The sequence below is a fragment of the Promicromonospora sp. MEB111 genome (genome assembly GCF_030209445.1).
GTDB lineage: Bacteria > Actinomycetota > Actinomycetes > Actinomycetales > Cellulomonadaceae > Promicromonospora.
On the sequence record NZ_JARVSD010000001.1, the window covers coordinates 200,507 to 226,154 of the forward strand.

At 70.4% G+C, this 25,648-nt stretch carries 21 protein-coding genes and 1 tRNA gene; 10 read left to right on the forward strand and 12 right to left on the reverse strand.

Annotated elements, in window-relative coordinates; all coding sequences use genetic code 11:
• The first annotated feature begins 171 nt into the window (after window positions 1-171).
• A complete protein-coding gene (locus tag QRN56_RS00860; protein WP_285100570.1) occupies window positions 172-1,374 on the forward strand; it encodes a beta-1,3-glucanase family protein in 1,203 nt (400 codons plus the stop codon).
• A gap of 91 nt (window positions 1,375-1,465) precedes the next feature.
• Here the strand turns inward: QRN56_RS00860 and QRN56_RS00865 are convergent, their stop codons facing one another.
• The gene (locus tag QRN56_RS00865; protein WP_285100571.1) at window positions 1,466-2,470 is read right to left on the reverse strand and encodes a prolipoprotein diacylglyceryl transferase; all 1,005 of its coding nucleotides are present in this window, start codon (window positions 2,468-2,470) and stop codon (window positions 1,466-1,468) included.
• Window positions 2,471-2,592: 122 nt separating this feature from the next.
• Between QRN56_RS00865 and QRN56_RS00870 the strand changes: the two genes are divergently transcribed.
• Window positions 2,593-3,132: a peptidylprolyl isomerase gene (locus QRN56_RS00870; RefSeq protein WP_285100572.1), complete on the forward strand. Its 540-nt coding sequence runs from the start codon at window positions 2,593-2,595 to the stop codon at window positions 3,130-3,132.
• Window positions 3,133-3,214: 82 nt separating this feature from the next.
• A complete protein-coding gene (locus QRN56_RS00875; protein WP_285100573.1) occupies window positions 3,215-4,096 on the forward strand; it encodes a rhomboid family intramembrane serine protease in 882 nt (293 codons plus the stop codon).
• Between the two features lie 123 nt (window positions 4,097-4,219).
• Here QRN56_RS00875 and QRN56_RS00880 read toward each other — a convergent pair whose 3' ends face one another.
• Entirely contained in the window at window positions 4,220-4,492 is a 273-nt protein-coding gene (locus tag QRN56_RS00880; protein WP_285100574.1) for a cell division protein CrgA, read from the reverse strand.
• 144 nt (window positions 4,493-4,636) lie between these two features.
• Between QRN56_RS00880 and QRN56_RS00885 the strand changes: the two genes are divergently transcribed.
• From QRN56_RS00885 to QRN56_RS00900, 4 genes are read left to right on the forward strand one after another with little or no spacing between them, the layout of a single operon-like run.
• Window positions 4,637-5,452, forward strand: coding sequence for a DUF881 domain-containing protein (locus QRN56_RS00885; protein ID WP_285100575.1), 816 nt, complete (start codon window positions 4,637-4,639; stop codon window positions 5,450-5,452).
• The gene (locus QRN56_RS00890; protein WP_285100576.1) at window positions 5,449-6,282 is read left to right on the forward strand and encodes a class E sortase; all 834 of its coding nucleotides are present in this window, start codon (window positions 5,449-5,451) and stop codon (window positions 6,280-6,282) included. Before QRN56_RS00885 ends, QRN56_RS00890 begins: the two co-directional genes overlap by 4 nt.
• The gene (locus tag QRN56_RS00895; protein WP_285100577.1) at window positions 6,282-6,440 is read left to right on the forward strand and encodes a hypothetical protein; all 159 of its coding nucleotides are present in this window, start codon (window positions 6,282-6,284) and stop codon (window positions 6,438-6,440) included. The genes QRN56_RS00890 and QRN56_RS00895 overlap by 1 nt, the downstream gene beginning before the upstream one ends.
• Window positions 6,441-6,449: 9 nt before the next feature.
• Window positions 6,450-7,112, forward strand: a complete 663-nt coding sequence (locus QRN56_RS00900; RefSeq protein WP_285100578.1) for an aminodeoxychorismate/anthranilate synthase component II — start codon at window positions 6,450-6,452, stop codon at window positions 7,110-7,112.
• A gap of 60 nt (window positions 7,113-7,172) precedes the next feature.
• On the opposite strand, the gene pknB is transcribed toward QRN56_RS00900, so the two are convergent.
• The 7 genes from pknB to QRN56_RS00935 are packed head-to-tail and all read right to left on the reverse strand — an operon-like array spanning window position 7,173 to window position 16,816.
• On the reverse strand, window positions 7,173-9,200 hold the full coding sequence (pknB, locus tag QRN56_RS00905) for a Stk1 family PASTA domain-containing Ser/Thr kinase (protein ID WP_285100579.1): 2,028 nt from the start codon (window positions 9,198-9,200) through the stop codon (window positions 7,173-7,175).
• Entirely contained in the window at window positions 9,201-11,036 is a 1,836-nt protein-coding gene (locus tag QRN56_RS00910) for a serine/threonine-protein kinase (RefSeq protein ID WP_285100580.1), read from the reverse strand.
• Window positions 11,033-12,568: a peptidoglycan D,D-transpeptidase FtsI family protein gene (locus tag QRN56_RS00915; RefSeq protein WP_285100581.1), complete on the reverse strand. Its 1,536-nt coding sequence runs from the start codon at window positions 12,566-12,568 to the stop codon at window positions 11,033-11,035. Before QRN56_RS00915 ends, QRN56_RS00910 begins: the two co-directional genes overlap by 4 nt.
• Window positions 12,565-14,070 carry an FtsW/RodA/SpoVE family cell cycle protein gene (locus QRN56_RS00920; RefSeq protein WP_285100582.1) on the reverse strand — a complete coding sequence of 502 codons (1,506 nt, stop codon included), beginning with the start codon at window positions 14,068-14,070 and terminating at the stop codon, window positions 12,565-12,567. The genes QRN56_RS00915 and QRN56_RS00920 overlap by 4 nt, the downstream gene beginning before the upstream one ends.
• Complete coding sequence (locus QRN56_RS00925) at window positions 14,067-15,590, reverse strand: PP2C family protein-serine/threonine phosphatase (RefSeq protein WP_285100583.1); 1,524 nt, start codon at window positions 15,588-15,590, stop codon at window positions 14,067-14,069. Before QRN56_RS00925 ends, QRN56_RS00920 begins: the two co-directional genes overlap by 4 nt.
• A 7-nt stretch (window positions 15,591-15,597) precedes the next feature.
• On the reverse strand, window positions 15,598-16,089 hold the full coding sequence (locus QRN56_RS00930) for an FHA domain-containing protein FhaB/FipA (protein ID WP_285100584.1): 492 nt from the start codon (window positions 16,087-16,089) through the stop codon (window positions 15,598-15,600).
• Window positions 16,090-16,099: 10 nt separating this feature from the next.
• The gene (locus QRN56_RS00935) at window positions 16,100-16,816 is read right to left on the reverse strand and encodes an FHA domain-containing protein (protein WP_020017306.1); all 717 of its coding nucleotides are present in this window, start codon (window positions 16,814-16,816) and stop codon (window positions 16,100-16,102) included.
• A gap of 240 nt (window positions 16,817-17,056) precedes the next feature.
• Here QRN56_RS00935 and QRN56_RS00940 point away from each other — a divergent pair.
• Window positions 17,057-17,140, forward strand: a tRNA-Leu gene (locus QRN56_RS00940).
• A gap of 178 nt (window positions 17,141-17,318) precedes the next feature.
• Here the strand turns inward: QRN56_RS00940 and QRN56_RS00945 are convergent.
• On the reverse strand, window positions 17,319-19,607 hold the full coding sequence (locus QRN56_RS00945) for a hypothetical protein (protein WP_285100585.1): 2,289 nt from the start codon (window positions 19,605-19,607) through the stop codon (window positions 17,319-17,321).
• Between the two features lie 633 nt (window positions 19,608-20,240).
• Window positions 20,241-21,467 carry an anhydro-N-acetylmuramic acid kinase gene (locus QRN56_RS00950; protein WP_285100586.1) on the reverse strand — a complete coding sequence of 409 codons (1,227 nt, stop codon included), beginning with the start codon at window positions 21,465-21,467 and terminating at the stop codon, window positions 20,241-20,243.
• 71 nt (window positions 21,468-21,538) lie between these two features.
• Here QRN56_RS00950 and QRN56_RS00955 point away from each other — a divergent pair, with 71 nt between their 5' ends.
• On the forward strand, window positions 21,539-22,387 hold the full coding sequence (locus tag QRN56_RS00955) for a class I SAM-dependent methyltransferase (RefSeq protein ID WP_285100587.1): 849 nt from the start codon (window positions 21,539-21,541) through the stop codon (window positions 22,385-22,387).
• A 229-nt stretch (window positions 22,388-22,616) separates the two neighbouring features.
• Complete coding sequence (locus QRN56_RS00960; RefSeq protein ID WP_285100588.1) at window positions 22,617-24,623, forward strand: hypothetical protein; 2,007 nt, start codon at window positions 22,617-22,619, stop codon at window positions 24,621-24,623.
• Here QRN56_RS00960 and QRN56_RS00965 read toward each other — a convergent pair.
• A complete protein-coding gene (locus QRN56_RS00965) occupies window positions 24,613-25,443 on the reverse strand; it encodes an alpha/beta fold hydrolase (RefSeq protein ID WP_285100589.1) in 831 nt (276 codons plus the stop codon). The genes QRN56_RS00960 and QRN56_RS00965 overlap by 11 nt on opposite strands.
• Between the last annotated feature and the right edge of the window lie 205 nt (window positions 25,444-25,648).

Genomic DNA, 25,648 nt, shown 5'->3' on the forward strand with positions numbered 1-25,648 from the left:
GGGATCACGTACGCGCGCCTTGTGGGATACCCGTACGTTCGGCCGGTCCGGTGATTTTTTCACCCCCGATCCGCCTCCGGCTACTGACATGGCAGGACTCCTTCCATATCGTCGAGCGCGAGGGGCAGCACCACCCACCTGTTCGGCCCCTCGTGATCCGAGGAGGACAGCGTGTCCCTGACCAGGAAGCTCATCGGCACCGCCGCCGCAGTGACAGCAGCCCTGTCGGCTGCCGTGGTCGCCACGCCGACAGCCACCGCAGTACCCGACACCATCCCGCTCACCATCACCAACGACTCAGGTCGTGGTGACCAGGTGTTCGTCTACGTCCTGGGCGAGACCGGCGGCCAGCTCGGCTACGCCGACGCCCAGGGGACGTTCCACCCGTGGCCGGACGCCGGGAGCGTCCCCGAGCCGGCGCCGGACGCGTCGATCGCGGGTCCGGCGAACGGGCAGGACGTCACCATCCAGATGCCCAAGCTGTCGGGCCGCGTGTACTTCTCCTACGGGAGCAAGCTCGACCTCAAGATCGTCAACGACGGGCAGCTCGTGCAGCCGGCCGTGCAGAACCCGAGCGACCCCAACCGCGACATCCTGTTCAACTGGACGGAGTACACGCTCAACGACTCCGGCCTGTGGATCAACAGCACCCAGGTGGACTTCTTCTCCGCGCCGTACCAGACGGGCCTGCGCTCCTCGAGCGGCGAGCTGCTGCATACGGGGATGCTCAAGCCTGACGGCTGGGACCACGTCGTCTCGTCGCTCTCGCAGCAGGACGGCTGGGACGGTCTCGCGCAGACCGGCCCTGACGGATCCGTGCTCCGGGTGCTCTCCCCCGGCCACGGCGTCGGCACGGGCCAGATCGACGCGAACATCCTGTCCGACTACGTCGACCGGGTCTGGAGCAAGTACTCGAGCGAGACCCTCACCGTCGTGCCGTACGGCGACCAGCCGGACAAGAAGTTCCTCGGGACCGTCTCGGGCGACACGATGACGTTCACCGACACGTCGGGCGCCGTCGTCACCACGTTCCCGAAGCCCTCGGGCGAGTCGATCTTCGGCTGCGCGGGCGACCTGGCCGCGCCGAACAACGACATCGGCGCCATCGCGCGCACGCTGTGCGCAGGGTTCAACCGGTCCTCGCTGCTCGACAGCAGCACCCAGCCGACCCAGGATCCGGCCGGCTTCTACCAGGACTCGGTGACGAACTACTACGCCAAGTACATCCACGAGCAGATGGCGGACGGCAAGGCGTACGCGTTCGCGTTCGACGACGTCGTTGCGCAGGAATCGCTGGTGCACGACGGTGACCCGACCGAGGCTTTCATCCAGCTCGACCCGTTCGCGGGGGCCGCCACGCCGATCGGCGGCTGAGCCCGGCACGCTGGTCGCGGCATCCACAACAGGACAGGAGGGCCCGGCCGTGTCGGCCGGGCCCTCCTGGTGTCCGTGAGACGGGCTGGGGTCAGCTGCCCTGCTTGCTCTCCCCCGGCGGAACCTGGTCCACGATCGGCTCGTCCTTGGCGGGCGGAGCCGGCTTGGCGTCCTTCGGTTCCGCTGCCTTGGCCGGCTTCTCGGGGCTGTCGGAGCCGGCCTTCTGCGCGGCGTCGGACACCGCGCCGCTCGCCTTCTGTGCCGTGGACTTCGCGGCGTCGATGACGGGAGCAGCCTTCTCCTTGGCGGCGTCGATCACCGGGGCGGCCTTCTCGAGCACCGGACCGGCCTTCTCCTTCGCTGCCTCGAACGCGGGGCTCGCGGCCGAGTAGGCCCGGGCGCCGAGGTCCTTGGCCGTCTGTGCGGCCTTGGCCCCCGCCTCCTTGCCCTTGGCGAGCGCGGAGCCTGCCGCCGAGCCGACGCCGGAGGAGTGCTTGGCGGCGCCGTCGGAGTAGTCGGCTCCCGAGCTCTGCTCCCAGGGCTCGGCCCACGGGTCGGTCTGCGGCTGCGCGCGCTTCCAGAAGACGTAGCCCGCGACGGCCGCGCCGCCCGCGGCCAGCGCGATGAGCCAGCCCTTCTTGGAGCTCTTCCTGCTGGCCTTGTCCGCCGCGTCCGTGACGGTCTCGGCGAGCGAGGTCTTGCCCTGAGCCGCCGCGGCATTGGCCGCCGCGGCGTTGAACGCGGAGACCATCTTCGGGAGCAGGTCGTCCACGAGCTTGTCGTGCGCGGAGTCGATGAGGGGCGCGGCCTTGCCCGCCACCTTCTCGACCTGGGGCGCGGCCGCCTGCAGGCTGTCCTGCCAGGCCTTCTCGGCGCGCGGTGTGAGCCACGCGATGAAGTCGTTCACGCGGGGCTGGGCCCAGTCCTTCGCGTTCGAGGCCCGGTCCTTGGCCTGGGCCGCGATGGACCCGGCCTGCGACGCGGCCTTGGAGCTGACGTCGGAAAGCAGAGCTGTGGCCTCCGCGGCCCTCTCCTTGACCTTCTCGGTGTCGATCTTGCTCGTGTCCACGTAGTCGGTCACCTTCTTGCGGGTCATGTAACTCCCCCCGAACTGTTCAATACTCCTCAAGGTGCCACTCTGCCATCGCCTGCCGTTACTGGCGAGGGCGGGAGGCGCCGGTGCAGCATCTACGGGCCGCTCCGTGGGAGGATTGATGCATGTTCGCAATCCTGCACACCACCTCCGGTGACATCCGCATCGAGCTCTTCCCGAACCACGCGCCCAAGACTGTCGAGAACTTCGTCGGCCTGGCGACGGGTGAGAAGGCCTGGACGGACCCGCGCACGGGCGAGGAGCGCAAGGACCCGTTCTACGACGGCCTGATCTTCCACCGCGTCATCGACGACTTCATGATCCAGGGCGGCTGCCCGCTCGGGACGGGAACCGGCGGCCCGGGGTACACGTTCAACGACGAGATCCACCCTGAGCTCCAGTTCAACGAGAAGTACATCCTCGCGATGGCCAACGCCGGCAAGCGCCGGAACCCGGTCACCGGCGAGATCGAGGGCACCAACGGCTCCCAGTTCTTCCTCACCACCGCGGAGACCCCGTGGCTGAACGGCAAGCACACGATCTTCGGCAAGGTCGCGGACGACGCGTCGCGCGAGGTCGTCGACAAGGTCGGCAAGACGCGCACGCGTCCCGGCGACCGTCCCGTCGAGGACATCGTCATCGAGTCCGTCACCATCGAGCCCTGACCCGCCGCGGCGCCCGCGCCGCCCTGGACCGGACACGTACGACCTGAGCACTGAGGACCGAGGGGACTGAGGACGTATCGCGATGAACGACCCGGCCGCCGAGGAGCCGACCGAGGCCGAGGCTCCCGTCTGCCCGCGTCACCCGGACCGGGTGAGCTACGTGCGCTGCCAGCGCTGTGGTCGGCCGGCGTGCCCGGAATGCCAGCGGCCGGCCGCGGTCGGCATCCAGTGCGTCGACTGCGTCCGGGAGTCGAGTCGTGCCGCGCCGCGTGTCCGGACGGTCTTCGGTGGCACGGCGACGGCCGCCTCCACCCACGGTCGGCCGGTCGTCACGCTGACGATCATCGGCATCTGCGTCGTGAGCTGGCTGCTGCAGCTGGTGACGAGGGGTGAGTGGACGCAGGCGCTGTGGTTCTGGCCCTGGGGCGGCGCGATGGAACCGTGGCGGTTCCTCACGGCATCGTTCCTGCACTCCACGTCGCCGCTGCACATCCTGTTCAACATGTACGCGCTGTGGATCACGGGCCAGTTCCTCGAGCCGCTGCTCGGCCGGGCCCGGTTCGCGGTCCTGTGCCTGCTGTCCGCCGTGGGCGGGTCGGTCGGCGTGCTGCTCCTGGCCGGCGACCCGTTCACGTCGGACGCCTGGGTGACGCCGGTCGTCGGCGCGTCCGGCATGGTGTTCGGGCTGTTCGGGGCGATGCTCCCCGTGATGCGCCGCCTGGGCCGCAGCATGGGTCAGGTGCTCGTCCTGCTCGCGATCAACGGCGCCATCGGGTTCTTCGTGCCGAACATCTCGTGGCAGGCACACCTCGGCGGTCTCGTCACAGGTGCGCTGGTGGCGACCGCCTATGCGTACGCGCCCAAGGACCGGCGCGCGCTCGTCGCGTGGGTCGTCCCGGTGGCCGGTATCGCCGTCCTGACCGCGCTGGCGGTATGGCGCTACAGCTCCGTCGGCGTCCTGTGAACAGGCGGAAGAGCTAGCTGGTGGTGTAGCGCCACACTCTTTTCCCCAGCTTTACCCACAGCTGTGGATAAATGGGTACACAGCTCCGCGGCCGCCTCGGCGCGGCCGCGGAGCCACCGTTCCTCAGCGCCAGCGGGTGGTGAGCCCGAAGCCCACGATGATCAGGCCGAAGCCGACCGCGAGGTTCCACTGGCCGATCTGCGGGATCGGCAGGGCGAGGTCTGCGCTGGTCAGGTAGTACGTCACGATCCAGGCGAGGCCGAGGACCATGAGGCCGACCATGACGGGGGCGAGCCAACGCGGGTTGACCGCCTCACCGGGCAGCGCGACCTTGGCCTCGGCCTTGTCAGCCTTGGGCGTGGCCTTCTTCTTGTTGCGGGACTTCGACTCGGGCACGAGGCGGGCTCCTGTCCTGGGGGGTCTGCCCGACGGGTGTGCCGAGCCGACGTCTGCTTGCTCGTGGACTAGCGTAGTGGTCGACAGCCCGAGTCGTGACCAGACGCGTCCGCGGGTTGGTCGAATGTTGCAGGAGGGACGCATGTGACCGGACCGGAGCCGACGCCCGCGCCGTCGTCCAAGGGCGGTGCCGGAGGCTTTCTTGGTGCCCTGACCCACGCACGGTGGCGTTCGTGGCTCAGCGTGGGGGCGGTCGCCGTGCTGGCCGGCCTGATGTTCAGCGCCAGCGCCCGGCTGGCCGACGGCGGCGGCGCCGGCAACCGCGACCCGCAGGACCTCGCGCAGCTCGTGGACACCGAGACCGACCGCGTCACCGACCTCACCGAGCGCAGCACCGAGCTGGACCGCGAGATCGAGGCACTGAGCGCGCGTGCCGGCACGACCGTCCCGACGCTGGACGACGACCTGGTGCGCCGCGAGGGCGTGGTGTCGGGATCCGAACCGGTCGAGGGCGGTGGTCTCACCGTGACGCTCGACGACGCGCCGTCGACGGCGGTCGGGGCGGGTCCCGGTGGCGCCGAGCCGCAGCCGGACGACCTCGTGGTGCACCAGCAGGACCTGCAGCACGTCATCAACGCGCTCTGGGCCGGCGGGGCCGAGGCGATGACCCTGCAGGGCGAGCGCGTGACGTCGACGTCGGCGTTCCGGTGCTCCGGGAACATCCTCCTGCTGCACGGCAAGGTCTTCTCACCACCGTACAAGGTGACGGCAGTCGGAGACCCGGAGAAGATGGAGGCGTCGCTCGACGAGTCCGAGGGTGTGCAGACGTACCTCGAGTACGTGGACTGGGTACACCTGGGCTGGGACGTGCGACGTAGCGACCACCTGGACCTCCCCGCGTACGACGGCGGCGGTCTGCAGTACGCGACGGTTCCCGATGGTACGGAGGTCTTTGGATGACCCACGCGCAGGCCGGCCACAACGTACCCCTGCCGCAGGAGGTGTTCCCCATCGCGTATCAGCGCGGTCCGTCCGGGATGGGTCCGCGCAACGCGCGGCGCCCCCAGTCGGCGGGATCCCCCATGCGGCCCGTCGCCTGGCTGATCGGCGTGATGGGCGAGCTTCTCGTGACCGCGGGTCTGGTGCTCGGGCTGTTCGTGGTGTGGCAGCTCTGGTGGACGGACGTCGAGGGCGCGCGCGCCCAGAGCGAGATCATCGCCGAGATGGACTGGGAGGCCGCTCCAACCGGTCCCGAGACCGCTACCGAGAACCACGGCCCGCCGCCGGTCATGGCGGAGCCACCGGACGCCGGCACGCTCTTCGCGCAGATGTACATCCCGCGGTTCGGCGACAACTACGTCAAGCCGATCGCCGAGGGCACGGACAAGGCGACGGTGCTCGACACCATCGGCATCGGCCACTACGTGGGCACCGCCATGCCGGGCGACCTCGGCAACTTCGCGGTCGCCGCGCACCGCACCACCTACGGCAAGCCGTTCAACCAGATCGCCGAGCTCAAGCCCGGTGATCCGCTGGTCGTCCGTACCAAGGACACCTGGTACGTGTACAAGGTGACCGAGTCGCAGATCGTCTACCCGCAGAACGTCGAGGTCATCGCCCCGGTCCCCGGCGTGACCGCCGACGAGCCGATGCCCGAGCTGACCAAGCGGTTCATCACGCTGACCTCCTGCCACCCGATGTTCTCCGCGACCGAGCGGTACATCGTGCACGGTGAGCTCGAGTACTGGTCGCCGGTGGGCGAGGGCATGCCGAAGGAGCTGGTGAGCTGATGTACGCGCTGCTGTGGCGGGCCATTCCCGGCCCCGGGTGGTTCAAGTTCCTCGTGTGCCTCGTGCTGGCGTTCGGCGTGATCGCGGTGTGCTTCACGCAGTTCTTCCCGTGGCTCAGCGACTACATGCCGTTCAACGACACCACCGTCGGCGCGTAGCATGCCTGCATGACGCGCATCCTCGTCGTCGACAACTACGACTCGTTCGTCTACACGATCGTCGGTTATCTCGACCAGATCGGCGCCCGGACCGTGGTGGTCCGGAACGACGCCGTGCCCACCCCCGACGCCGACGGCCGCTACTGGTACGACGGCGGCGACGGCGCGCCCGTGCCCTACGACGGCGTGCTCGTCTCCCCCGGCCCGGGGACCCCGGCGGAAGCCGGTGCCTCCGAGGACGTGATCCGAGACTGCGCCCGGTCGCGTACCCCGATGCTCGGCGTCTGCCTCGGGCACCAGGCGCTGGCCGAGGTGTTCGGCGGCAAGGTGACGCACGCGCCGGAGCTCATGCACGGCAAGACGAGCCTCGTGGAGCACTCGGGCCAGGGCGTCCTCGCCGGACTCCCCGCGCCGTTCACCGCGACCCGCTACCACTCGCTGGCGGTGACGCCGGACAGCGTGCCGGACGAGCTGGAGGTGACCTGCTCGACGGCGTCGGGCATCGTCATGGGGCTGCAGCACCGCGAGCTGCCGCTGCACGGCGTGCAGTTCCACCCCGAGTCCGTGCTCACCGAGGGCGGGCACAGGCTGCTGGCGAACTGGCTGGAGACCTGCGGGCTCGAGGGCGCCGTGGAGCGGGCAAGAGGAATGGCGCCGCTGGTCATCTCCTGACCTGCGGCGCCATGTGCGCGGTGCGGCCCCTGACCGGTCTCCGGTCAGGGGCCGACTGCGTTACGGGATGATGTCCTCGCCGTCGCCCTCGCCTCCCGCGCCGCCCTCCGGGCCGGTGGAGATCACGAGGTTGATGTACGAGCCCACGTCGACGGTGGAGCCTGGAGCCGGGTCGGACCGGATCACCTGGCCGGCGGCGAAGATGTCCGAGGCCTCCTCGGACGCCTGCTGGCACGTGATCTGCGCACCCGTGCACGCGACCTGGGCCTCGTCGAGCGTCTTGCCGACGAGGTCCGCGGGGACGGTCGTCTCCGTAGGTGCCGGCGCCTCTGCGATGTAGACCGTCACCGAGGTGCCCTGCTTCACGTCGCCGGCCTCGGGGTCGGTGCGTGACACCGTACCCGGGGTCACGTCGTCGCTCTCCTCGGTGTCCCACTGGATGGTGCCGAGACCGAGGTTCGCGAGCTGTGCCTCGGCGCCCTCCTTGGACTGCCCGACGACGTTCGGGAGCGTGGTGTTGCCGGTCGAGAGGTACAGGACGACGTCCGAACCCTCCTGCGCGGTCTGGCCCGCGCCCGGCTCGCTCTTGGTGACCTGGCCCTGGCTGACGTCCGGGCTGTTCTCGGACTCCGTGCTGCTGACCGTCAGGTTCAGCTCCTCGAGCTTGGCCCGGGCGTCAGCCTCGGAGAGGTTCTTCAGCTCGGGCAGCGTGACCTGCCCCGGAGCACCCGCCACGTAGACGGTGACCGTCGAGTTCGGCTCGACCTCCTCGCCGGCGCCCGGGTCGGTCTGGCCGGTGGTCTGACCCTCGTCGAGGTCGGACTCCTTGTCGATGGCCGACTGGAACGTCAGACCGGCGGCCTCGATCTGCGACCGTGCCTCCTCGGCACTGATCCCCTCCGAGATCGTGGGCACGGCGACCGTCGTCGGCTCGTCCTCGCCTCCGCCGTTGATGACCATGGCGATGATGATGGCCGCGACCGCCGCGAGGGCGATCCCGAGCAGCCACCACATCAGGGCCTTGCTCTTCTTCTCGGGCTCGCGCTGACCGTTGCGGGTCTGCGGGCCGGGGTAGCCGTTGCCCGGCGTGATCGGGCTCTGCTGCGCCGTCGCCGGACCCCAGTTGCCGTTGCCCGGCGTCATGACCTGCGTGGCCCCGTACGCGGGCTGGCCCGCGACCTGGGTCGCACCCATCATCGCGGCGCCGACCATGGGTGCGGTGACCTGGCCGCCGCGCATCGCGGCCTCCAGGTCGCGGCGGAACTCCGCCGCGGTGCTGTACCGGTGGTCGCGGTCCTTGGTCAGGGCCTTGAGGGTGATGCGGTCGAGCACCTCGGGGACGTCGGTGGCGACCTCCGACGGGCGCTGCGGCTCCTGGCCCACGTGCTGGTAGGCCACGGCGACCGGCGAGTCGCCCTGGAACGGCGGGCGTCCGGTGAGCAGCTCGAACAGCATGCAGCCGGTGGAGTACAGGTCGGAGCGGGTGTCGACCTGCTCACCGCGGGCCTGCTCGGGCGAGAGGTACTGCGCCGTGCCGATCACGGCGTGGGTCTGCGTCATCGTCGCGGCGGAGTCGGCCATGGCCCGGGCGATGCCGAAGTCCATCACCTTGACCGCGCCCGTGGGCGTGATCATCACGTTCGCGGGCTTGATGTCGCGGTGCACGATGCCCGCGTGGTGCGAGTACTCCAGCGCGCTCAGCACGCCGACCGTGATCTCGACGGCCTCCTCGATCGGCACCGCCGCGCCGTCGGTCAGGATGTCGCGGACGGTGTGTCCCTCGACGTACTCCATGACGATGAACGGCACGTGCACGTCCTCGCCGGCGGCGTTCTGGTGGATGTCCTCGCCGGTGTCGTACACGGCCACGACCGCGGGATGGTTCAGCGCGGCAGCCGACTGCGCCTCGCGCCGGAACCGGGTGAGGAACGACGGGTCACGGGCGAGGTCGGAACGGAGCACCTTGATCGCGACGGTACGACCGAGACGGGTGTCGTGGCCGATGTGCACCTCGGCCATGCCGCCACGGCCGACGAGCTCGCCGACCTCATAACGGCCGGCGAGTACGCGGGGCGTGTTCTCCACCACTCATAGGTCCTTTGATGTCGTGGCCGTCTGCCTCAGGGCATACGACTCGTTGAGGAGCATCATCCCAGAAGCGGCCAGTCCGGCCGCTGCCGGGGGATTCAGCGTTTCGGCGTAGATTTCGGAGGAACCCAACGGCTCCCGCAGAGCGCCGTCGTCGCCGCCCCCGGTGACCAGCATGATGAGGATGACCACGAGCAGCAGCCCGACCAGTGCGACGAGCGGCCAGGACACGCGGATCCCCAGGCGATCCTCGATCCCGTTCACCCAGCCCTGGATGTCGGACGACAGGCTGCGTCGTCCCTTCCCAGGGTGCCCTCCCGAACGCCCTTGCTGGGGGACCCGCCGTCCGTCCTGGCGTGTCGAGTGCAGGTCGCGGCGCGACGGATAGGCCCGTGCGGCCCCGTTCGCCGAGCCCGCCGGCGGCGGGACGTACCCGGGTGCGGCCGGCCTGCCGTAGGAGTCGGAGCCGTAGGCGCCCGACGTCGTGCCGTACCCGGCCGAGTCGGACCCGTAGCCGGCGGAGTCGGTGCCGTACCCGGCCGAGTCCGAGCCGTATCCCCCGGAGGCGGGCCCGCCTGCGGGGTTGCCCGGAGCCGGTGAGTACGGGCGTCCGTAGGCGTCCGTCCCGTAGGTGCCCGACGTCGTGCCGTACCCGGCGGAGTCGGAACCGTAGGAACCGGAGCCGAACGGCCCGGAACCGTAGCCGCCGGCCGGGGTGCCCGGGCCGTAACCGCCCGCGGGGTTCCCGGAACCGTAGCCGCCGGCCGCCGTGCCCGAACCGAATCCGCCGGCCGGAGCCCCCGGGCCGGGGGACGGCTGGGGCGGCGCGGACTGGGCGTTGGCCACGGTCGTGTGCCGCCCGCCGCTGGTCGGGCCGAACGGGGACTGCCTGCGGGCGTGCGAGGGGCCGGGCTGCGGCGCGCTCGACCGGCCGTTGCCGGAGCGCTGCGTGGAGGACGCCTGGCCGTCGCGACGCGAGCGGCGCGCGTAGCGCGAGCTGCCGAACGGGTCCTCGGCGATCTCCGCGGCGAGCATGTCGAGGTGCCGCGCGAGCTGGTCGGCCGAGGCGATGCGCTGCGCCGGGTCCTTCTCCAGCATCTGCGTGATGGTCTCGGCCAGCCCGGGGTGCACCGAGGTCGGAAGCAGCGGCATCGGCGCGTTGACGTGCGCGATCGCGATGTCGACCGGCGTCCGGCCGGTGAAGGGACGGCGGCCCGCCGTCGCCTCGTAGGCGACCACGCCGAGCGCGTAGATGTCCGAGGCGCCCGTGGCCGACTGGCCCACGGCCTGCTCGGGGGACAGATACTGCGCGGTGCCCATGACCATGCCCGTGGCGGTCATGGGCACCTGGTTCTGGGCCACCGAGACACCGAAGTCCGTGATCTTCACGGTGCCCGAGTGCTCCAGCAGGATGTTGCCCGGCTTCACGTCACGGTGCACCACGCCGGCGAGGTGGGCGGCGTGCAGGCCGCGCGCGGTCTGCGCCAGGATCGGCAGCAACCGGGCCGGCTGCAGCACCGGCTCCCGTTCGAGCAGGTCGGCGAGCGGCTCACCCAGGACCAGCTCCATGACCAGGTAGCCGGCGCCGTTCTCCTCGCCGTAGTCGAACATCTGCGCGATGTTGGGGTGGACGAGGGTCGACGAGTTCCGGGCCTCCGTGCGCAGGCGGCGGAGGAAGTCCTCGTTGCCCGTGTACTCCTCACGGAGCACCTTCACGGCGATCTCGCGCGCGAGCTTCTCGTCGCGCGCTACCCAGACCTCGCCCATGCCGCCCATGGCGATACGCCGCACCAGCTTGTAGCGATCGCCCAGCGACAGACCCTCGACCGGTCTCATTTCGAGATCGCCGCCTGCATGATCTGCGCGGCGATCGGGCTGGCGAGGGCGCCACCCGTGGTCTCGTTGGTGGACTGGCCCTCGTTCTCCAGCACCACGGCCACGGCGACCTGCGGGTCGTCGGCCGGCGCGAACGAGGTGAACCACAGCGTGGGCGACCGCGGGTCGTCCTCCGCGGTACCGGTCTTGCCGGCCACCTGAACACCCGGGATCTGTGCGCCCTGGCCGGAGCCGTCCTCGACCACCGCGACCATCATCTCGGTCAGCGCGTCGGCCGTGGACGAGGAGAACGGGCTCTTGTAGCGGTTCGGCTTGGTCTGGCTCACGAGCTCGAGGTCGCTGTCCCGCACGCTCTGGATGAGGTACGGCTCCATGAGGTCGCCGTCGTTCGCGATGGCCGCGGACATCATGGCCACCTGGAGCGGCGTCAGGCGAAGGTCGCCCTGGCCCATGCCGGACAGCGCGATGCGGGCGTCGGAGTCGTCCGTCGCGGTGTCGGAGAGGCCCGGGTAGACACCGACCGACGTGGTCATCGGGATCTCGAGCGAGTCGGTGAAGCCGAAGTCCTGGAACATCTGCTGCATGCCGTCCTTGCCCACCGTGTTGGCCAGCTCCAGGAACGCGGTGTTGCACGAGATCCGCAGGGCGTCCTTGAGCGTCATCGAACCGGTCGGGCTGCAGGTCTCGCCGTCGAAGTTCTGCACCCTGCCGCCGTCACCGGTCGTGCCGGGGAGCTGGTAGACGTCCTTCGCCGGGATCGGGGTCTCCGGGGTCATGCCCTCGTACTCGATGGCGGCGGCCGACGTCAGCAGCTTGAACGTGGAGCCCGGCGGGTAGATCGCGTTGATCGTGCGGTTGATCGTGGGGCCGTAGGGGCTGAGCCGCTCCTCGCCGCCGATCGAGTTGACCTGCGGCTTGTAGTTGAACAGCTCCTCCGACGCGGCCGTGACGGCCGCATTGTCGTGCACCGCGAGGGTGTTCGGGTCGAACGACGGCTTGGAGACCATCGCGAGGATGGCGCCCGTCTTGGGGTTGATGGCCACGGCGGCACCGACGTTGTCGCCCAGCGCGTCCCACGCGGCCTTCTGCACCTTGGGGTCGATCGTGAGCTCGACCGAGGAGCCCTGCGCCTCCTCGCCCGTGATGAGGTTCTGGAGGCGGTCGAGCCACAGCGAGTCGTCCTCGCCCGCGAGGTAGCTGTTCGCGTAGCGCTCCATCCCGGTGACCGTGCCGTTGATGGCGAAGTAGCCGGTGACCGGCGCGTACACGGTGGCCGCACCGCCGTCGCCGTCGGAGTAGGTGCGCTGGTACTTGAAGTTGTCGTCCACGGGGACGGACGTGACGATCGGGTCGCCGTTGCTCACGACGATGGGTCCACGGTCCCGGCCGAGCGCGCTGTAGATGCCGCGGACGTTCCGGGGGTCGTCGTTCAGGCTCTGTGCCTGGACGAACTGGATCCAGGTGGTCGAGACCATGAGGGCCAGGAACATCACCATGACGATCGTCGAGAGGCGGCGCAGGGTCGCGTTCACAGGTCCACCCCCCGCACGATCTGGGTCGCCTCGTTGGGCGTCGGCCCGCGGCCCGCACCGGCGTCGGTCCCAGCCTGGACCGGAGTCGCGCCGGGCCCGCCCACCTCGATCGCGCCGCCGCCCACCACGGCGGGCGCGGGGTCGGCCAGGGTGCCGCGGGTCGGCAGGGCCGACGGTCGCCGGGCGGCGTCGGAGATGCGCAGCATGAGGGCGATGACTATCCAGTTCGCGAGCAGGGACGATCCGCCCTGGGCCATGAACGGCAGGGTCAGACCGGTGAGCGGGATGATGCGGGTGATGCCACCCACGACCACGAAGAGCTGCAGCGCCATGACGAACGCGAGACCGCCCGCGAGCAGCTTGCCGAAACCGTCACGCACGCCGATCGCGTGGCGCAGGCCGCGCTGCACGATCACCAGGTAGATCAGCAGGATCGCCAGCAGGCCGGTGAGGCCGAGCTCCTCGCCGAGGGCGGCGTACACGAAGTCCGAGAAGGCGAACGGCACCCGGTCCGGGAACCCCTCGCCCCAGCCTGCGCCGAACATGCCGCCGTACGCCATGCCGAACATGCCCTGGACGATCTGGTAGGACCCGCCGAAGTCGCGCTCGTAGAGCTCAGCGTTCAGTGGGTCGAGCCACACATCGACGCGACCCTGCACGTGGCTGAAGATCGACCAGGCGACGACGGCGCCCGCGGCGAACATCGTGAGGCCGATGACGATCCAGCCGACCCGGTCGGTGGCCAGGTAGAGCATGCCGACGAAGAGGCCGAAGAACAGCAGCGAGGTACCGAGGTCCTTCTCGCCGACGAGGACCGCCAGCGAGACGGCCCAGACGATGAGGATGGGGCCGAGGTCGCGCAGGCGCGGGAGCTGCAGGCCCAGGAACTTCTTGCCCGCCAGCGCCAGGGTGTCGCGGTTCGCGACCAGGTAGCCCGCGAAGAACACGGCGAACGCGATCTTGGCGAACTCGGCCGGCTGCAGCGAGAACGGGCCGATGAAGATCCAGATCTGCGCGCCGTTGATCTCCTTGCCCAGGCCAGGGACCAGGGGGAGGACGACCAGCACGATGCCGACGATCATCGCCGTGTAGGTCAGGCGGCGCAGGCTGCGGTGGTCGCGGATCACGAAGATGACGATGCAGCCGAGGATGATGCCGATCGCGGACCACATGATGTGCCGCGGCGCGTTGGCGCCGGCCATGGCGATGTTGGGCGACAGGTCGAGCCGGAGCACCATCGCCATGCTGACGCTGTTCAGCAGCACGACGGCCGGCAGGATTACCTGGTCGGCGTAGGGCGCACGCAGCCGCAGCACGATGTGCGCCGTGAAGGCCAGCGCGGCCAGGACGAGCGTGTAGGTCCAGAACCCCTCGGGCAGGCCGTCCTCGAGGGAGTAGCCCACCATCCACATGCCGCCCATGCCGAGCGCCAGCGCGACGACCAGCAGGATCGCCTCGGCGGCGCGGGCCGGTGCCTTCTCCTCGGGCTGGAGGACGCTCATCCGTTCCCTCCCGTCCCGGTCTCCTTGGAGGCGGTGGGCGTGGACTTCGGCGACGAGGTGCTCGCCGGCTCGCTCGTGGTCGGCGTCGGGGTGGACGACGGCGACGGCGAGGCAGACGGCTCGGTCTCCTCGGCCGCCTCGGCGATCAGCCGCTCGGCGCGCCCGCGGGCGTCCTCGAGCGACGTGGCGCGAATGGTTTCGTTCACCCGGTCCGCGACGAAGGTAGGCAGCTCGTCGACGCGGGTGCCCGTGAGCTCGACCGCCGTCGAGAAGGTCAGGGGTCCGGCCGTCGCTGGGATGCCGCGGAACACCGCGACCTGGCCGTCGGACTCACCCACGTAGTACTGGGTCTGGGTCCAGCGGTAGCCGCCCCAGCCCGCCAGGACGAGGCCCACGACGAGCAGCAGGGCACCGACCACGGTCAGCCAGACGCGCTTCTTGCGCGTCGGCGCCTCTTCGTCGGCCTCCTCGGCCAGGTCGTCGTCGGGCTGGATGTCCGGCTGGTACTGCTCCTCGTCGGTGCCGCCCGCGATCATGGCCTGCTCGAGCGTGTCGGCCAGGCTGTCCTGGGCCGCCGGGTCGGACAGCACGCCCACCGCGACGGCGGCCGGCGCCGGCTGTCCGCCCTGCGCCGTGCCGCCGCGGCTGAAGCCGGTCACGGTGTCGCCGTCGATCTCGGAGTGCGGGGTGGCGCTCGCGGAGGGCGCGCCGCCACCGGCCGCGGTCACGCCCGCGAGGGCGGCCGAGCCGACGATCTCCGGGGTGACGGTGGCCGTGGTGCCCGCCGCGGCGGCGTCGTCCAGGACGTCGGCCACGACGACGGTGATGTTGTCGGTGCTGCCCGCGCGCATGGACATCGAGACGAGCCGCTCGACGGCGTCATACGGGTCGGGGACGGTGCTGAGGACCTCGGCGATCTCGTTGTCCGGCACGAATCCGGACAGGCCGTCGGAGCAGAGCATCCAGCGGTCGCCGGGCACCGCCTCGCGGATCGACAGGTCGGGAGTGAGGTCCAGGTCGAAGTCGCCGAGGACCCGCATGACGACGTTGCGCTGCGGGTGGCTCTCGGCCTCGTCCGGCGTGATGCGGCCGGTGTCGACCAGGTGCTGCACGAAGGTGTGGTCCACCGTGACCTGCGCGAGGGTGCCGTCCCGCAGCAGGTACGCGCGCGAGTCGCCCAGGTGGGCCATGGCAAGCGTGTTGCCGGACTTCAGCAGCGCGGTGACGGTGGTGCCCATGCCGGCCAGGTCCGGGTCGGCCGTGGTGGCGTCGACGAGGTCCTGCCGGGCGCGGTCGATCGAGCGTTCCAGCTCGGACATCGACTGGTCGGAGCTGTGGTCGGGCCGGTCGAGGCCCACCAGGGCCGCGATGGTCAGCGCGGACGCGACGTCGCCGCCTGCGTGTCCGCCCATCCCGTCGGCCACGACGAGGAGGTTGGGCCCCGCGTACGCGGAGTCCTGGTTGTTGGAGCGGACGAGGCCGACGTCGGAGCGCGCGGCATACCGCAAGGTCACGGTCACGTGGTGGTCATCCCTGGAGCTCGACGACGGACTGTCCGATCTGCACGCCCACACCGAGGCCGAGCGGGAGCACGCCCTGCACCCGCTCCTCGCCGATGTAGGTGCCGTTCGTGGAACCGAGGTCCTCCACGAACCACTGGCCGCCCTGGGGGAAGATCCGCGCGTGGCGCGAGGACGAGTAGTCGTCGTCGAGCACGAGGGTGCAGCTCGGCGCACGCCCGATCAGCACTCCGGACGAGGTGAGGGGAATGGTCGTCCCGGTAAGCGGGCCGGCCACCACGACGAGCCGCGACGGGCCACCGCGCTGGGGCGCGCGGGGCGCACCGCCGCCGGGGGTCGGCGTCGGGGCCGGCCCCGCCAGCTCGGGCCGGCGCCGCCGGCCGCTGGTCGTGCGTGGCCCCGCGAGGTCGCGCCGTAGCACTGCGACGGCGGAGAGCACGAACACCCACAGCAGCACGAGATAGCCCAGCCGGAGCAGGGTGAACGTCAGCTCACTCATTTCGGTTTATTCACCAGTCCTCGTTGTCCGCACCGGACGCACTGCCGGTCCAGAACATGATGCGGGTACGGCCGATGGTCATCGTGTTGCCATCGAGCAGGGTCGCGGCCGGAACCTGGTGGCCCTCGACGTACAGGCCGTTGGTGGAGCCCATGTCGGTCGCCACGACGCCGTCCGGCGTCACGCGGATCTCGAGGTGCCGCCGGGAGACACCCGGGTCGTCCACCACGATGTCCGCCTCGGCGTCGCGCCCGATGACGGTCACCGGTCCGGTGAGCAGGTAGCGCTGACCATCGATGTCGATGAGCGGGTGCCGTCCCGTCGGCGCGCCGGAGGTCGCCGGGGCGACGCTTCCCTGCACGCTGCGCGACCGCACGGTGAAGCGGCCGGGCACCAGCTCGTACTGCTCGTCGAACGTCACGCTGACGGGGCCCACGAACGCGTAGTGCTGCGTCGCGGCGTACGCCGTGATGTTGGACGCGAGCTCGTCGGCGAGGGTCTGTGCACCCCACGCCTCGATCTGGGCGAAGTCGTCGGGAGCGAGCTCGATCGTGAACTCGTTCGGTGCGACGGTACGGTCGCGTCCGACGACCGCGGCACGGTCGTCCAGTTCACGCCGCAGCCTGCTCGCCAGCTCGACGGGCTTCACTTCGCCACGTCCCACCTTGGCGAACGCGTTGTTCATCATGCGCTCCACGCTCTTCTCGAAGCGGTCCAGGGCGCCCATGCCACCTCCTTCCAGGGTCTGCGCCGGGCAGACTACCTAGATCGTATAGACCGGTAGGTCCCCGCAGACTCCAATACTGTGGATGTCCTGCGGATCTTCTCCGATCTTCCCTCAGGTGGCGCGGCGAGGAGAGACGTGGGCGGATCCGCACGCTACTAGACCTGCGGCGGGACGTGAACCACTTCACTGTTATTGGATTCGGAACTGCCCTCTGAGCCGTGCTAGCCTCATCCACGCAGCGCGCGAGTGGCGGAATAGGCAGACGCGCACGGTTCAGGTCCGTGTGCCCGAAAGGGCGTGGGGGTTCAACTCCCCCCTCGCGCACGTTGTTACGAAGGCCCCGACTCAGAGAGTCGGGGCCTTCGTCATTCCCGGCTTCAGGGCCGCGCCACGTGTCCGAGATGGGTACTTCTCCCCCGATATTTCTGGGGTCGCGCGCGAAAAGCCGGGGTGGCGACGTCGTAGGACGCCGCCACCCCGGCTCTCCGGGCCGTCCCGCGGCTCAGCGGATGGTCACATTCCGGGTGCTGGTCACCGACTTGGCCGTGTACCCGGCCCGCGAACCGGTCACCGTGACCGTCAGGTGCTTGCCCCGGGCCCGCGCCGGGATCACGAACCGGTTGCTCGTCCGCGTCGAGATGGTCGTCCCGTCCGCCTTCCACACGTACTTCACCGACAACGGCGCGGGCGACCACGTCCCGCGGCTCACCGTGAGCGTCGACCCGACCCGCTTGGTCCCCGTGATCGTGGGCCGCGGCGCGGTGAAGGTCCCCGCGGCGACCGTCAACGTCGTGGAGCTCGCGACCGATCTCGTCGTGTAGCCCGTGCGCGTGCCGATCACCGTGACGGTCAGCCGCTTCCCCTTCGCCGACGCCGGCACCACGAACGTGCTCGACGTTCGCGTGGAGATGGTCGTTCCGTTCGCCTTCCACACGTACTTCACGGACGACGGCGTCGGCGACCACGTCCCGCGGGTCGCCGTCAGCGTCGCGCCGACCTTCGCCGTGCCCTTGATCGTCGGCTTCGGGGCGGTGAACGTCCCGGGGGCGACGGCGGTCGTGAGGGCGCTGGTCGCCGACGACTCGTAGTACTGCTTGAGGCCGGTGACCGTGACGGTGACCTTCTTGCCCGCCGCCGAGGCGGGGACGCTGAAGGTGCTCGACGTCGCACCCGTGACGGCGACGCCGTCGACTTTCCACGCGTAGCGGAAGCTGGTGGGTGTCGGCGACCAGGCGCCGGGGGTCGCGGTCAGTGTCGAGCCGACCTGCGGGGTTCCGGTGATCGTCGGAGTGTCCGTCGTGAACGGTGCCGGCTTGACGGTGACCGTCCGCTCGAGGTGGGAGTCGAGGAAGTCATCGTCCGCCCGAAACCTCACGAGCATGGGATAGGTGCCTGGAACCAGTTCGTCCTCGTCATCGATTCTGATCTGACTGTGACCGCTCCCGTCCAGCCGGGAACCGTACCCGAAAGTCAGCTGGTCGAACTCAAGTGTGGTGATGCCGGCCGGCACGGATGAATCGGAGAACACGTCGACCTCGACGGAGTCAGGCATCTCTCCATAGCGCCACGACGACGGCAGGTCGCTCTCGATGCGAGTCGCGACCGAAGGAAGGACGACCACCTGTCTGCTCCAGGCCACCGAGTCCACCTCGCTCCAGCCCTCGTAGTCGTAGTGCAGCGTGTAGGTCCCGGGGTCAAGATCGAGGCGGTCGACGCACTCCCTGTTGTACTCGCCGAATTGGATGAGATCCGGACGCCCGTCCACGGTGATCTTGATCTGGTCCGTCGACCGCAACCAGAGTGGCGAACCGTCCGTGGTGGACAGCTCGAAGCAAAGCGTCCTCGTCGACTTCTCGTACCACGTGGCGGGCCCGGAAGTGGTCACTACGACGGGACTCGGCTCCGCGAGGTCGACCGTTGTCTCGACGGGGATCGTGACGTACGGCGATTCGGAGAAGGCCGTGCTCAGTGTGTAGGCACCCGTCAGCTCGTGATCCCAGGGGTAGACCTCCACCTCGGCCGTGCCCTGATGTGTCCGCTCTGGCTCGAGCATGCGCGTCTTCCCGTCGGGCGCGGTCACCGTCGTGGTCACCCAGCCGGGAACCGGCGTCCCGCTTTCGAGCGCAGCCGAGACCTTCAGTGCGATCACGTCGGTCACCCTGGTGGGGCGCTCCGCTCCCGAGGGGTTGGTGGGCACGGACATGTCGACGGAGACTTCGACCGGGATGGCATCACCGACCACGATCGCCCAGTGCTGTCCGTAGCCGGAGTAGCCGCTGACGGCCGAGAAGACATCGCGTCCGGCGGGGACCACGGGCGGTTCTGAGTCTCGACTGTTGAGACCCCAGCTGATGATCGTCCCGTCGTCGAGGGCAGCGGCACCCTGGCCGTTCGACATCGCAGCGAGCGAGATGATCGATCGTCCGGTCGGCGCTACCGCGAGCTGGCTGCCGTTCGTGGAGATGACCCGACCATCCGCAGTGGCCCCGATCGCCTCGCTCACCCCCATGTCGACACCGACGAACCGCGTGTCCGCGGGCGGATCGACGACTGTCGCTGTGGACCCGTCGACCTCGTCCTGGCAGTACACGAGGGCCCCGTCGCTCCGTAGCGCGGCCCAGTTGCCCAGACCGGAACGGGCGGAGACCGCGGTGTAACGCGGTCCGGCGCCGGGATCGCGTACGTCGGAGCACGACGCGTCCGGATCCCCGGCGTCGCTGAGCACACCGTCCGAGCGCAGCGCGAGCGCTCCGGAGAGCGCCGTGTAGGCCAGGCCGTCGGGAGGCGTCATGATGACTCGACCGGACGCGCTCACCACGACACCGTCGGACCGAAGTATTTGCCCTGTGCCCGCTGTGCCCGCCGACACCGCCGTGTACCAGGTGCCCTCCGGCGGATCGGGCAGGGGATTCGTGTGCACAGGCGCAATGTCGTATTGATGCAGGTCGACCCGCCCGTCGCTCCGAAGTACCAGCAGCTCGCTGTCGTCGGTGGACATTGCTGTGGCGTGCACCCCTTCCGGAAGCGCCCGCGTCGTGCTCCCGCCACCTTGGGCGCCCCAGCCGACAAGCTGCCCAGTCTGCGCGCTCGGCATTCCCTCCTGCACAAAGGTCGGGTCCAGGGAATCGGTGGCCGTCTCGACCATCGCGCCCGTGCTGCCCGCCTGCGCACCCTGAGTAGGCGCTGCACCAGCGGTTGTCACGGCGAGCCCGAGCACCAACCCGGTGGTCACCAGCGACGCACAGGCCCGCCGGGCTGAGGAAAGGAATCGCCGAGAATCTGATGTCGGCATCGAGCGCTCCAGGAAAGAGGCGCATGATCCATGCGCGGAACGACAAGTCGCGTGACTGTATCCGCCGCGCAGCCGCGTTTGCCCCGAAATGAGCGCGTCCCGCGCATCTTCACCCGGTGACGTTCCGACGACTCAGGCCGGCGGCAAGATCTCCAACCGCCCCGGCCGCCCCACGCCCGAACCCCGCCCCGGCGGGTACTGCCCGTCTGCTCCCGCCGTCACCGACCCCAGCACGCTCGCGTGCCGCGCCCCGGTCGCCCCCGGCAGCACGCCGGGCAGGCCGTGCCACGTGTGCCAACCGAGTACCGCGAACGCCAGCGCCTCCTTGGCCTGGCTCGGCACGCCCAGCTCGTCGGAAGTCCGGACGGCGACGCCAGGCAGTTCGGACCTAAGCGCCGCCATGAGCACCGGGTTGCGAGTCCCGCCGCCCGAGGCGACGACCTCGGTGGCGGTGTGCCGCACGACGTCGGCCACCGTGCGGGCGGTGAGTGCCACGAGCGTGGCGAGCAGGTCCTCCGCCGTCGGCTCCGTGGGTCCGACGCGGTCCAGCAGGTAGGAGAGATGGAACAGCTCCTTGCCCGTCGACTTCGGGGCCGGTCGTGCGTAGTAGGGCTCGTCGAGCAGCCGCTCCAGCAGCGAGGGGAGCACGCGGCCGCGGGCGGCGAGGGCGCCGTCGGCGTCGAAGGCGAGGCGTCCGCCCGTGACGTGCCGGGTCGCGGCGTCGAGCAGCGCGCAGGCGGGGCCCGTGTCGAAGGCGACCTGCGTCGCCTCGGACAGCACGGTCACGTTCGCGATGCCGCCCAGGTTGAGCGCGACGGCGCCGGGGCGGCCGGCGAGCCACAGCGCGTCGAACAGGCCGACCAGCGGGGCGCCCTGCCCGCCCGCGGCGACGTCGCGCGTGCGCAGGCCGGAGACGACGGGGAGCCCGGTCGCCTCGGCGATCCACGCGGGCTCGCCGATCTGCAGGGTGCCCCGAACGGCGCCGCCCGCGGGCGCCCAGTGGAAGAGCGTCTGGCCGTGGGAGACCACGAGGTCGGCTCGCCCGTCGCAGAGCTCGGCCACGGCACGGGCGGCGACGTCGGCGAAGGCCTGGCCGATGCCTGTGTCGAGCCGGCACACTGCCTCCGCGGAGCTGGCGGCCGGCGGGAGCGCCGCCACCAGCGACGACCGGAGCTCCTCCGGGTACGGCGCGGAGAGGTGCCCGAGGGGCGTGAGCGTCAGCGTGTCGCCGGTGAGCCGGAGATCGCACGCCGCGGCGTCGACCCCGTCATGGGACGTGCCGGACATCAGGCCGACCACGCGCAGTGAGAACGGCGATTCCGTCGGTGAGATGTGCGCCGCGGGTATGGGATTCACCATCACGGCGATGCCTCCGGTCGTGTTTGCACCAGTGTTAGCCCTTACTCCCCGTTTGCGTCACAATCTCCCACATGCTTGACGTCTCGATCGCCCCTGCTCCGGCGCCGGACGCGCCGTTCGAGGACCACGTCGAATGGGCGCGTAACGCCCCTGCGACACCTGCTACACCCGCGGCGCTGTTCACGGGTGGTCTCGACAACGCTCCCGTCGACGACCGTCTCACGATCGACGCGCCGGAGTGGGACTACCCCACGCTGGCCCGCGAGATCGTGCTCAAGTCCCGAGGTGCCGTGCTCGACATCGGCACCGGTGACGGTGACTTCTTCGCGGGCCTCGGCCCGCTCCCCAAGGGTTCGGCCGCCACGGAGCTCGGCCCGGCCTTCCTCGCCGCCCGACGGCGCCTGGAGCCGCTCGGAGTCGACGTGCGCCGCGTGGAGCCGTCGTGGACGGGCGACGTGCTGCTGCCCTTCTTCGACGGTCAGTACAGCGCCGTGCTCAGCCGGTTCAGCACCATCGACCCCGACGAGGTGGGCCGCGTGCTGGAGCCGGGCGGCACGTTCCTCACCGAGCAGGTGGACACGCGCGACGGCTTCGTCCTCAACCAGGCGCTCCGGGTGCCGCTGGGCTGGGACCCGGACGGCGTGACGATCGACGTGATCTCCGACGGCCTCGTCGCCTCCGGCCTCGAGATCGTCGAGGCCACGGAGTACGCGGGGACGCGCACGTTCAAGGACCTTTCCTCCGTGCTGTGGTACCTGCGGGTCGCGGCCTGGCAGGTGCCCGACCTGGCCGACCTCACCCCGGCCGCCGTCGCCCGTCACGAGGCGGCGCTGCGCGGGCTGCACATGCACTTCGCGACGGGCAACGTGCTGGTGGACGAGGCGCCGCGGATCCTGGTCACGGCTCGCCGCCCGTTCTGAGATCGCCCGTCCTGAGATCGCCAGGGCCCGTCGGGACGCATGTCTCGACGGGCCCTGGCGGCGACAGGATTCACCGCGGGGTGAATCCAGGGGTGAACTTCGACGGTTTTAAGCCGATTCTCGCTCAATGTTGCTTCCGGCAGCATTCGAGGCAGGTTACGTTCGCGACGCCCGGGACCGACGGCGGTCCCCGGTGCCCCGTCCTGTCACGGATCGCGAAGGACCCCCTATGAAGCAGAAGCTCTTCGGCGACGCCCACCCCGCGCTCGCCGCCCCCACCCCGAGAACGGCCCGGCGCTGGCGCGCCGGCGCATCGCTCGCCACGCTCGCCCTGGTCGCCGGGCCGTTCGCCGCTGTGCCGGCGTCCGCCGCGGAGGCCGACGCGCCCGTCTTCACCGGAACCCTCGCGGTGAGCGGGGCAGCGGTGGTCGGCACCACGATCGCCCTCGACCAGACTGGCGGCACCTGGGCGCCCGAGCCCGAGTCCGTCGCCTACGCGTGGTACCTCAGCGCCGACGCGGTCCTGGACGCCACGGACACCCTCGTCGAGGGTGCCGGCGACCCGACGCTCGACGTCCTGCCCGCCTACCTCGACCAGTACCTGATCGGCACCGTCGCGGCGACCGCGGGCGGCCTGACGAGCGACCCCGTCGCGGCGGCCTCCGGTGTTGTGACCCTCGGCGACCTCGCCGCCGGCACCCCGACCGTCTCCGGCACGGTCAAGGTCGCCTCGAAGCTCACCGCCCGGCCCGGCACCTGGCCCGAGGGCACCTCCCTCGCCTACCAGTGGAAGATCAGCGGCACCACGGTCGCCACCACGACGACGTTCACCCCGCAGGCCGCGCACGCGGGCAAGACCCTGCGCCTCGTCGTGACCGGCACGAAGGCCGGCTACGCCCCGAAGACCGCCTACAGCGCGTTCTCGACGGTCGCGAAGGCCAGCTTCGTCACCACGACGCCGAAGATCAACGGCACGGTCAAGGTCGGCGGCCTGGTCGGCGCCACGACCGGCCACTTCTCCCCGACGGCCACACTGAAGTACCAGTGGAAGGCGAACGGCAGCTCGATCTCCGGCGCCACCAGCCGCACCTACACGATCCCCAGCCGCCTCCACGGTGACAAGCTCACCGTCACGGTGACCGGCTCGAAGGCGGGCTACACGACGAAGAGCCTGACGTCGGCCGCCGCCGTCGTCTCCAAGCCGTTCGCCCGGACGTCCGCGCCGACGATCAGCGGCACCGTCCGCGTGGGCCAGACCCTCACCGCGAACCGCGGCACCTGGTCGCCCACGCCGTCGGTGGTCACGTACCAGTGGCGCGCCAACGGCACGCCGATCGCCGGTGCGACCAGCCGCACCTACAAGCTCACGACCAAGGAGCACGGCAAGAAGATCTCGGTGGAGATCGTCGGCCGCAAGTACGCCTACCTGCCGGCCAAGCGCCTCAGCTCGGCGACCGTCACCGTGAAGTGGCCCGTCGGCATCAGCACGCCGAACGTCACCACGCAGCCGACGCGCTACGTGGACACGACGGTCGGCAAGACCGTGACGCTCAAGGTCTCCGCCACGGGCGGCGGCCTCAAGTACCAGTGGCAGCGCTGGACCCCGGCGAGCGGCACCTGGACCAACATCGGGTCGAACAGCTCGACGTACCGGTTCACCGCCGCTCCCGCGCACGAGCTCAACCAGTTCCGCGTGGTCGTGTCGAACATGGCCGGCAAGGACACCAGCAACCGGACCTACCTCTGGGTCCGGTCCTCGCTGTCGTCGCCCTTCGCGGCCTACCAGTGGTTCAGCCTGTGGAACTACAACGCCGCGATCAGCGAGTCCTACGAGTACGCCGGTTACCTGACGGCCGACGTCGGCGTCTGCGCCGCGCCGGGCTACTACCCCACCGGTGACATCTCCGTGCAGTTCGTCGGCAGCAACGGGCACGTCTACGCCGGTGCCGGCCAGGAGCAGCCCGACCACATCTCCTGGGGCGTCCCGCTCGACAGTGACGGGTGCGGCTTCTTCCGTGCCTACACCGAGGCCCCGCGGTCCGTCTGGGTGGGTGGCCGCTGGCGTATCACCGACCGGTCGGACGGCCAGGTCTACCACCAGTACGTGAAGTACGACAGCTACGAGGGGACGATGTCCGCCCGTACGCTCGCAGGCTCGGGCTCCGGTGCGTCCCAGCTCGGCAGTCTGATCGGCTCGTCCCCCGTCGTCGGCTCCCGCGCCTCGCTCACGGACTGACGACACCCAGGAGGCCTGCGACGGTCTCCGCCATCGCTTCCGGCGGCACGTCCGCCCCGTGACCGGGAACGGTCACCCGGCGTGCCGCCGGAAGCACGGCCACCAGCGAGTCGGCCGCCGCCGCGACGGCTGCGGCGCTCGCGGTGCCGTGGGCCACCAGCACCGGCTGGGTGATCACGTCCCACCGGCACATCAGGGCACGCCGCCCCAGGGCGACGGCCGCGAGCACCCGGCCGTCGTAGGCGATGGTCGGCGCCATCGACTCGAGGTCCGCCCACGACGCCGACGCCCGCATCCGCGGCACCAGCCGGCACGGCATGCCCACCACGTCGAGGAACAGCTCGACGGCGCTGCCCGGGTCACCCGCCTCCACGCATGCCTCCACCCCCGCGATCATCCGGGGATCGGCGGGCGGCTCGCCGCTGGCCACGTCGTAGCCCGGCTCGTAGCAGAGCACCCCGGTGACCGCGGAGCCCAGGTCGGCGGCCGCGCGCAGCGCCAGGAACGCGCCCGTGGAGATGCCCAGCAGCGCGGCCGGGCCCGTGACCTGCAACAACGCGGCGATGTCGTCGATCTCCCGGTCCACGCTGTACGGCGGGGTGTCGCCGCTCCCGCCGCGCCCGCGCCGGTCGTACCGCAGCGTGGTCACCCGGTCGCCCAGCTCCGCCGCCACGGCGAGCGTGACGGGCACCCGGTGGGCCAGGACACCGTCGATCACGACGACCGCCGGCGCCAGGCCACGGGCCGGACCGGTGACGTCGAAGGCGATCCGCGTGCCGTCGGCCGACGTCGTCAGCGCGTCGACGGTGGTGATGGTCATGCAGGGCAGACGGGCCGGTCCCCCGAAAGTCGTCGCTCGGCCGAATGCCCTGGGCCACGAATTTCGCCGCGAGGAAAAAGCCTGTGCGTACGCCGCCGGGCGGCGTAGGTTCTGTGGCACATGAGAAGGGAGGTGATCCGAGAAGTGATTTCACATCGGACCCATGAGGTGGTCGCGCGCTAGTCGCGTGACGCGTAAGCGTTTC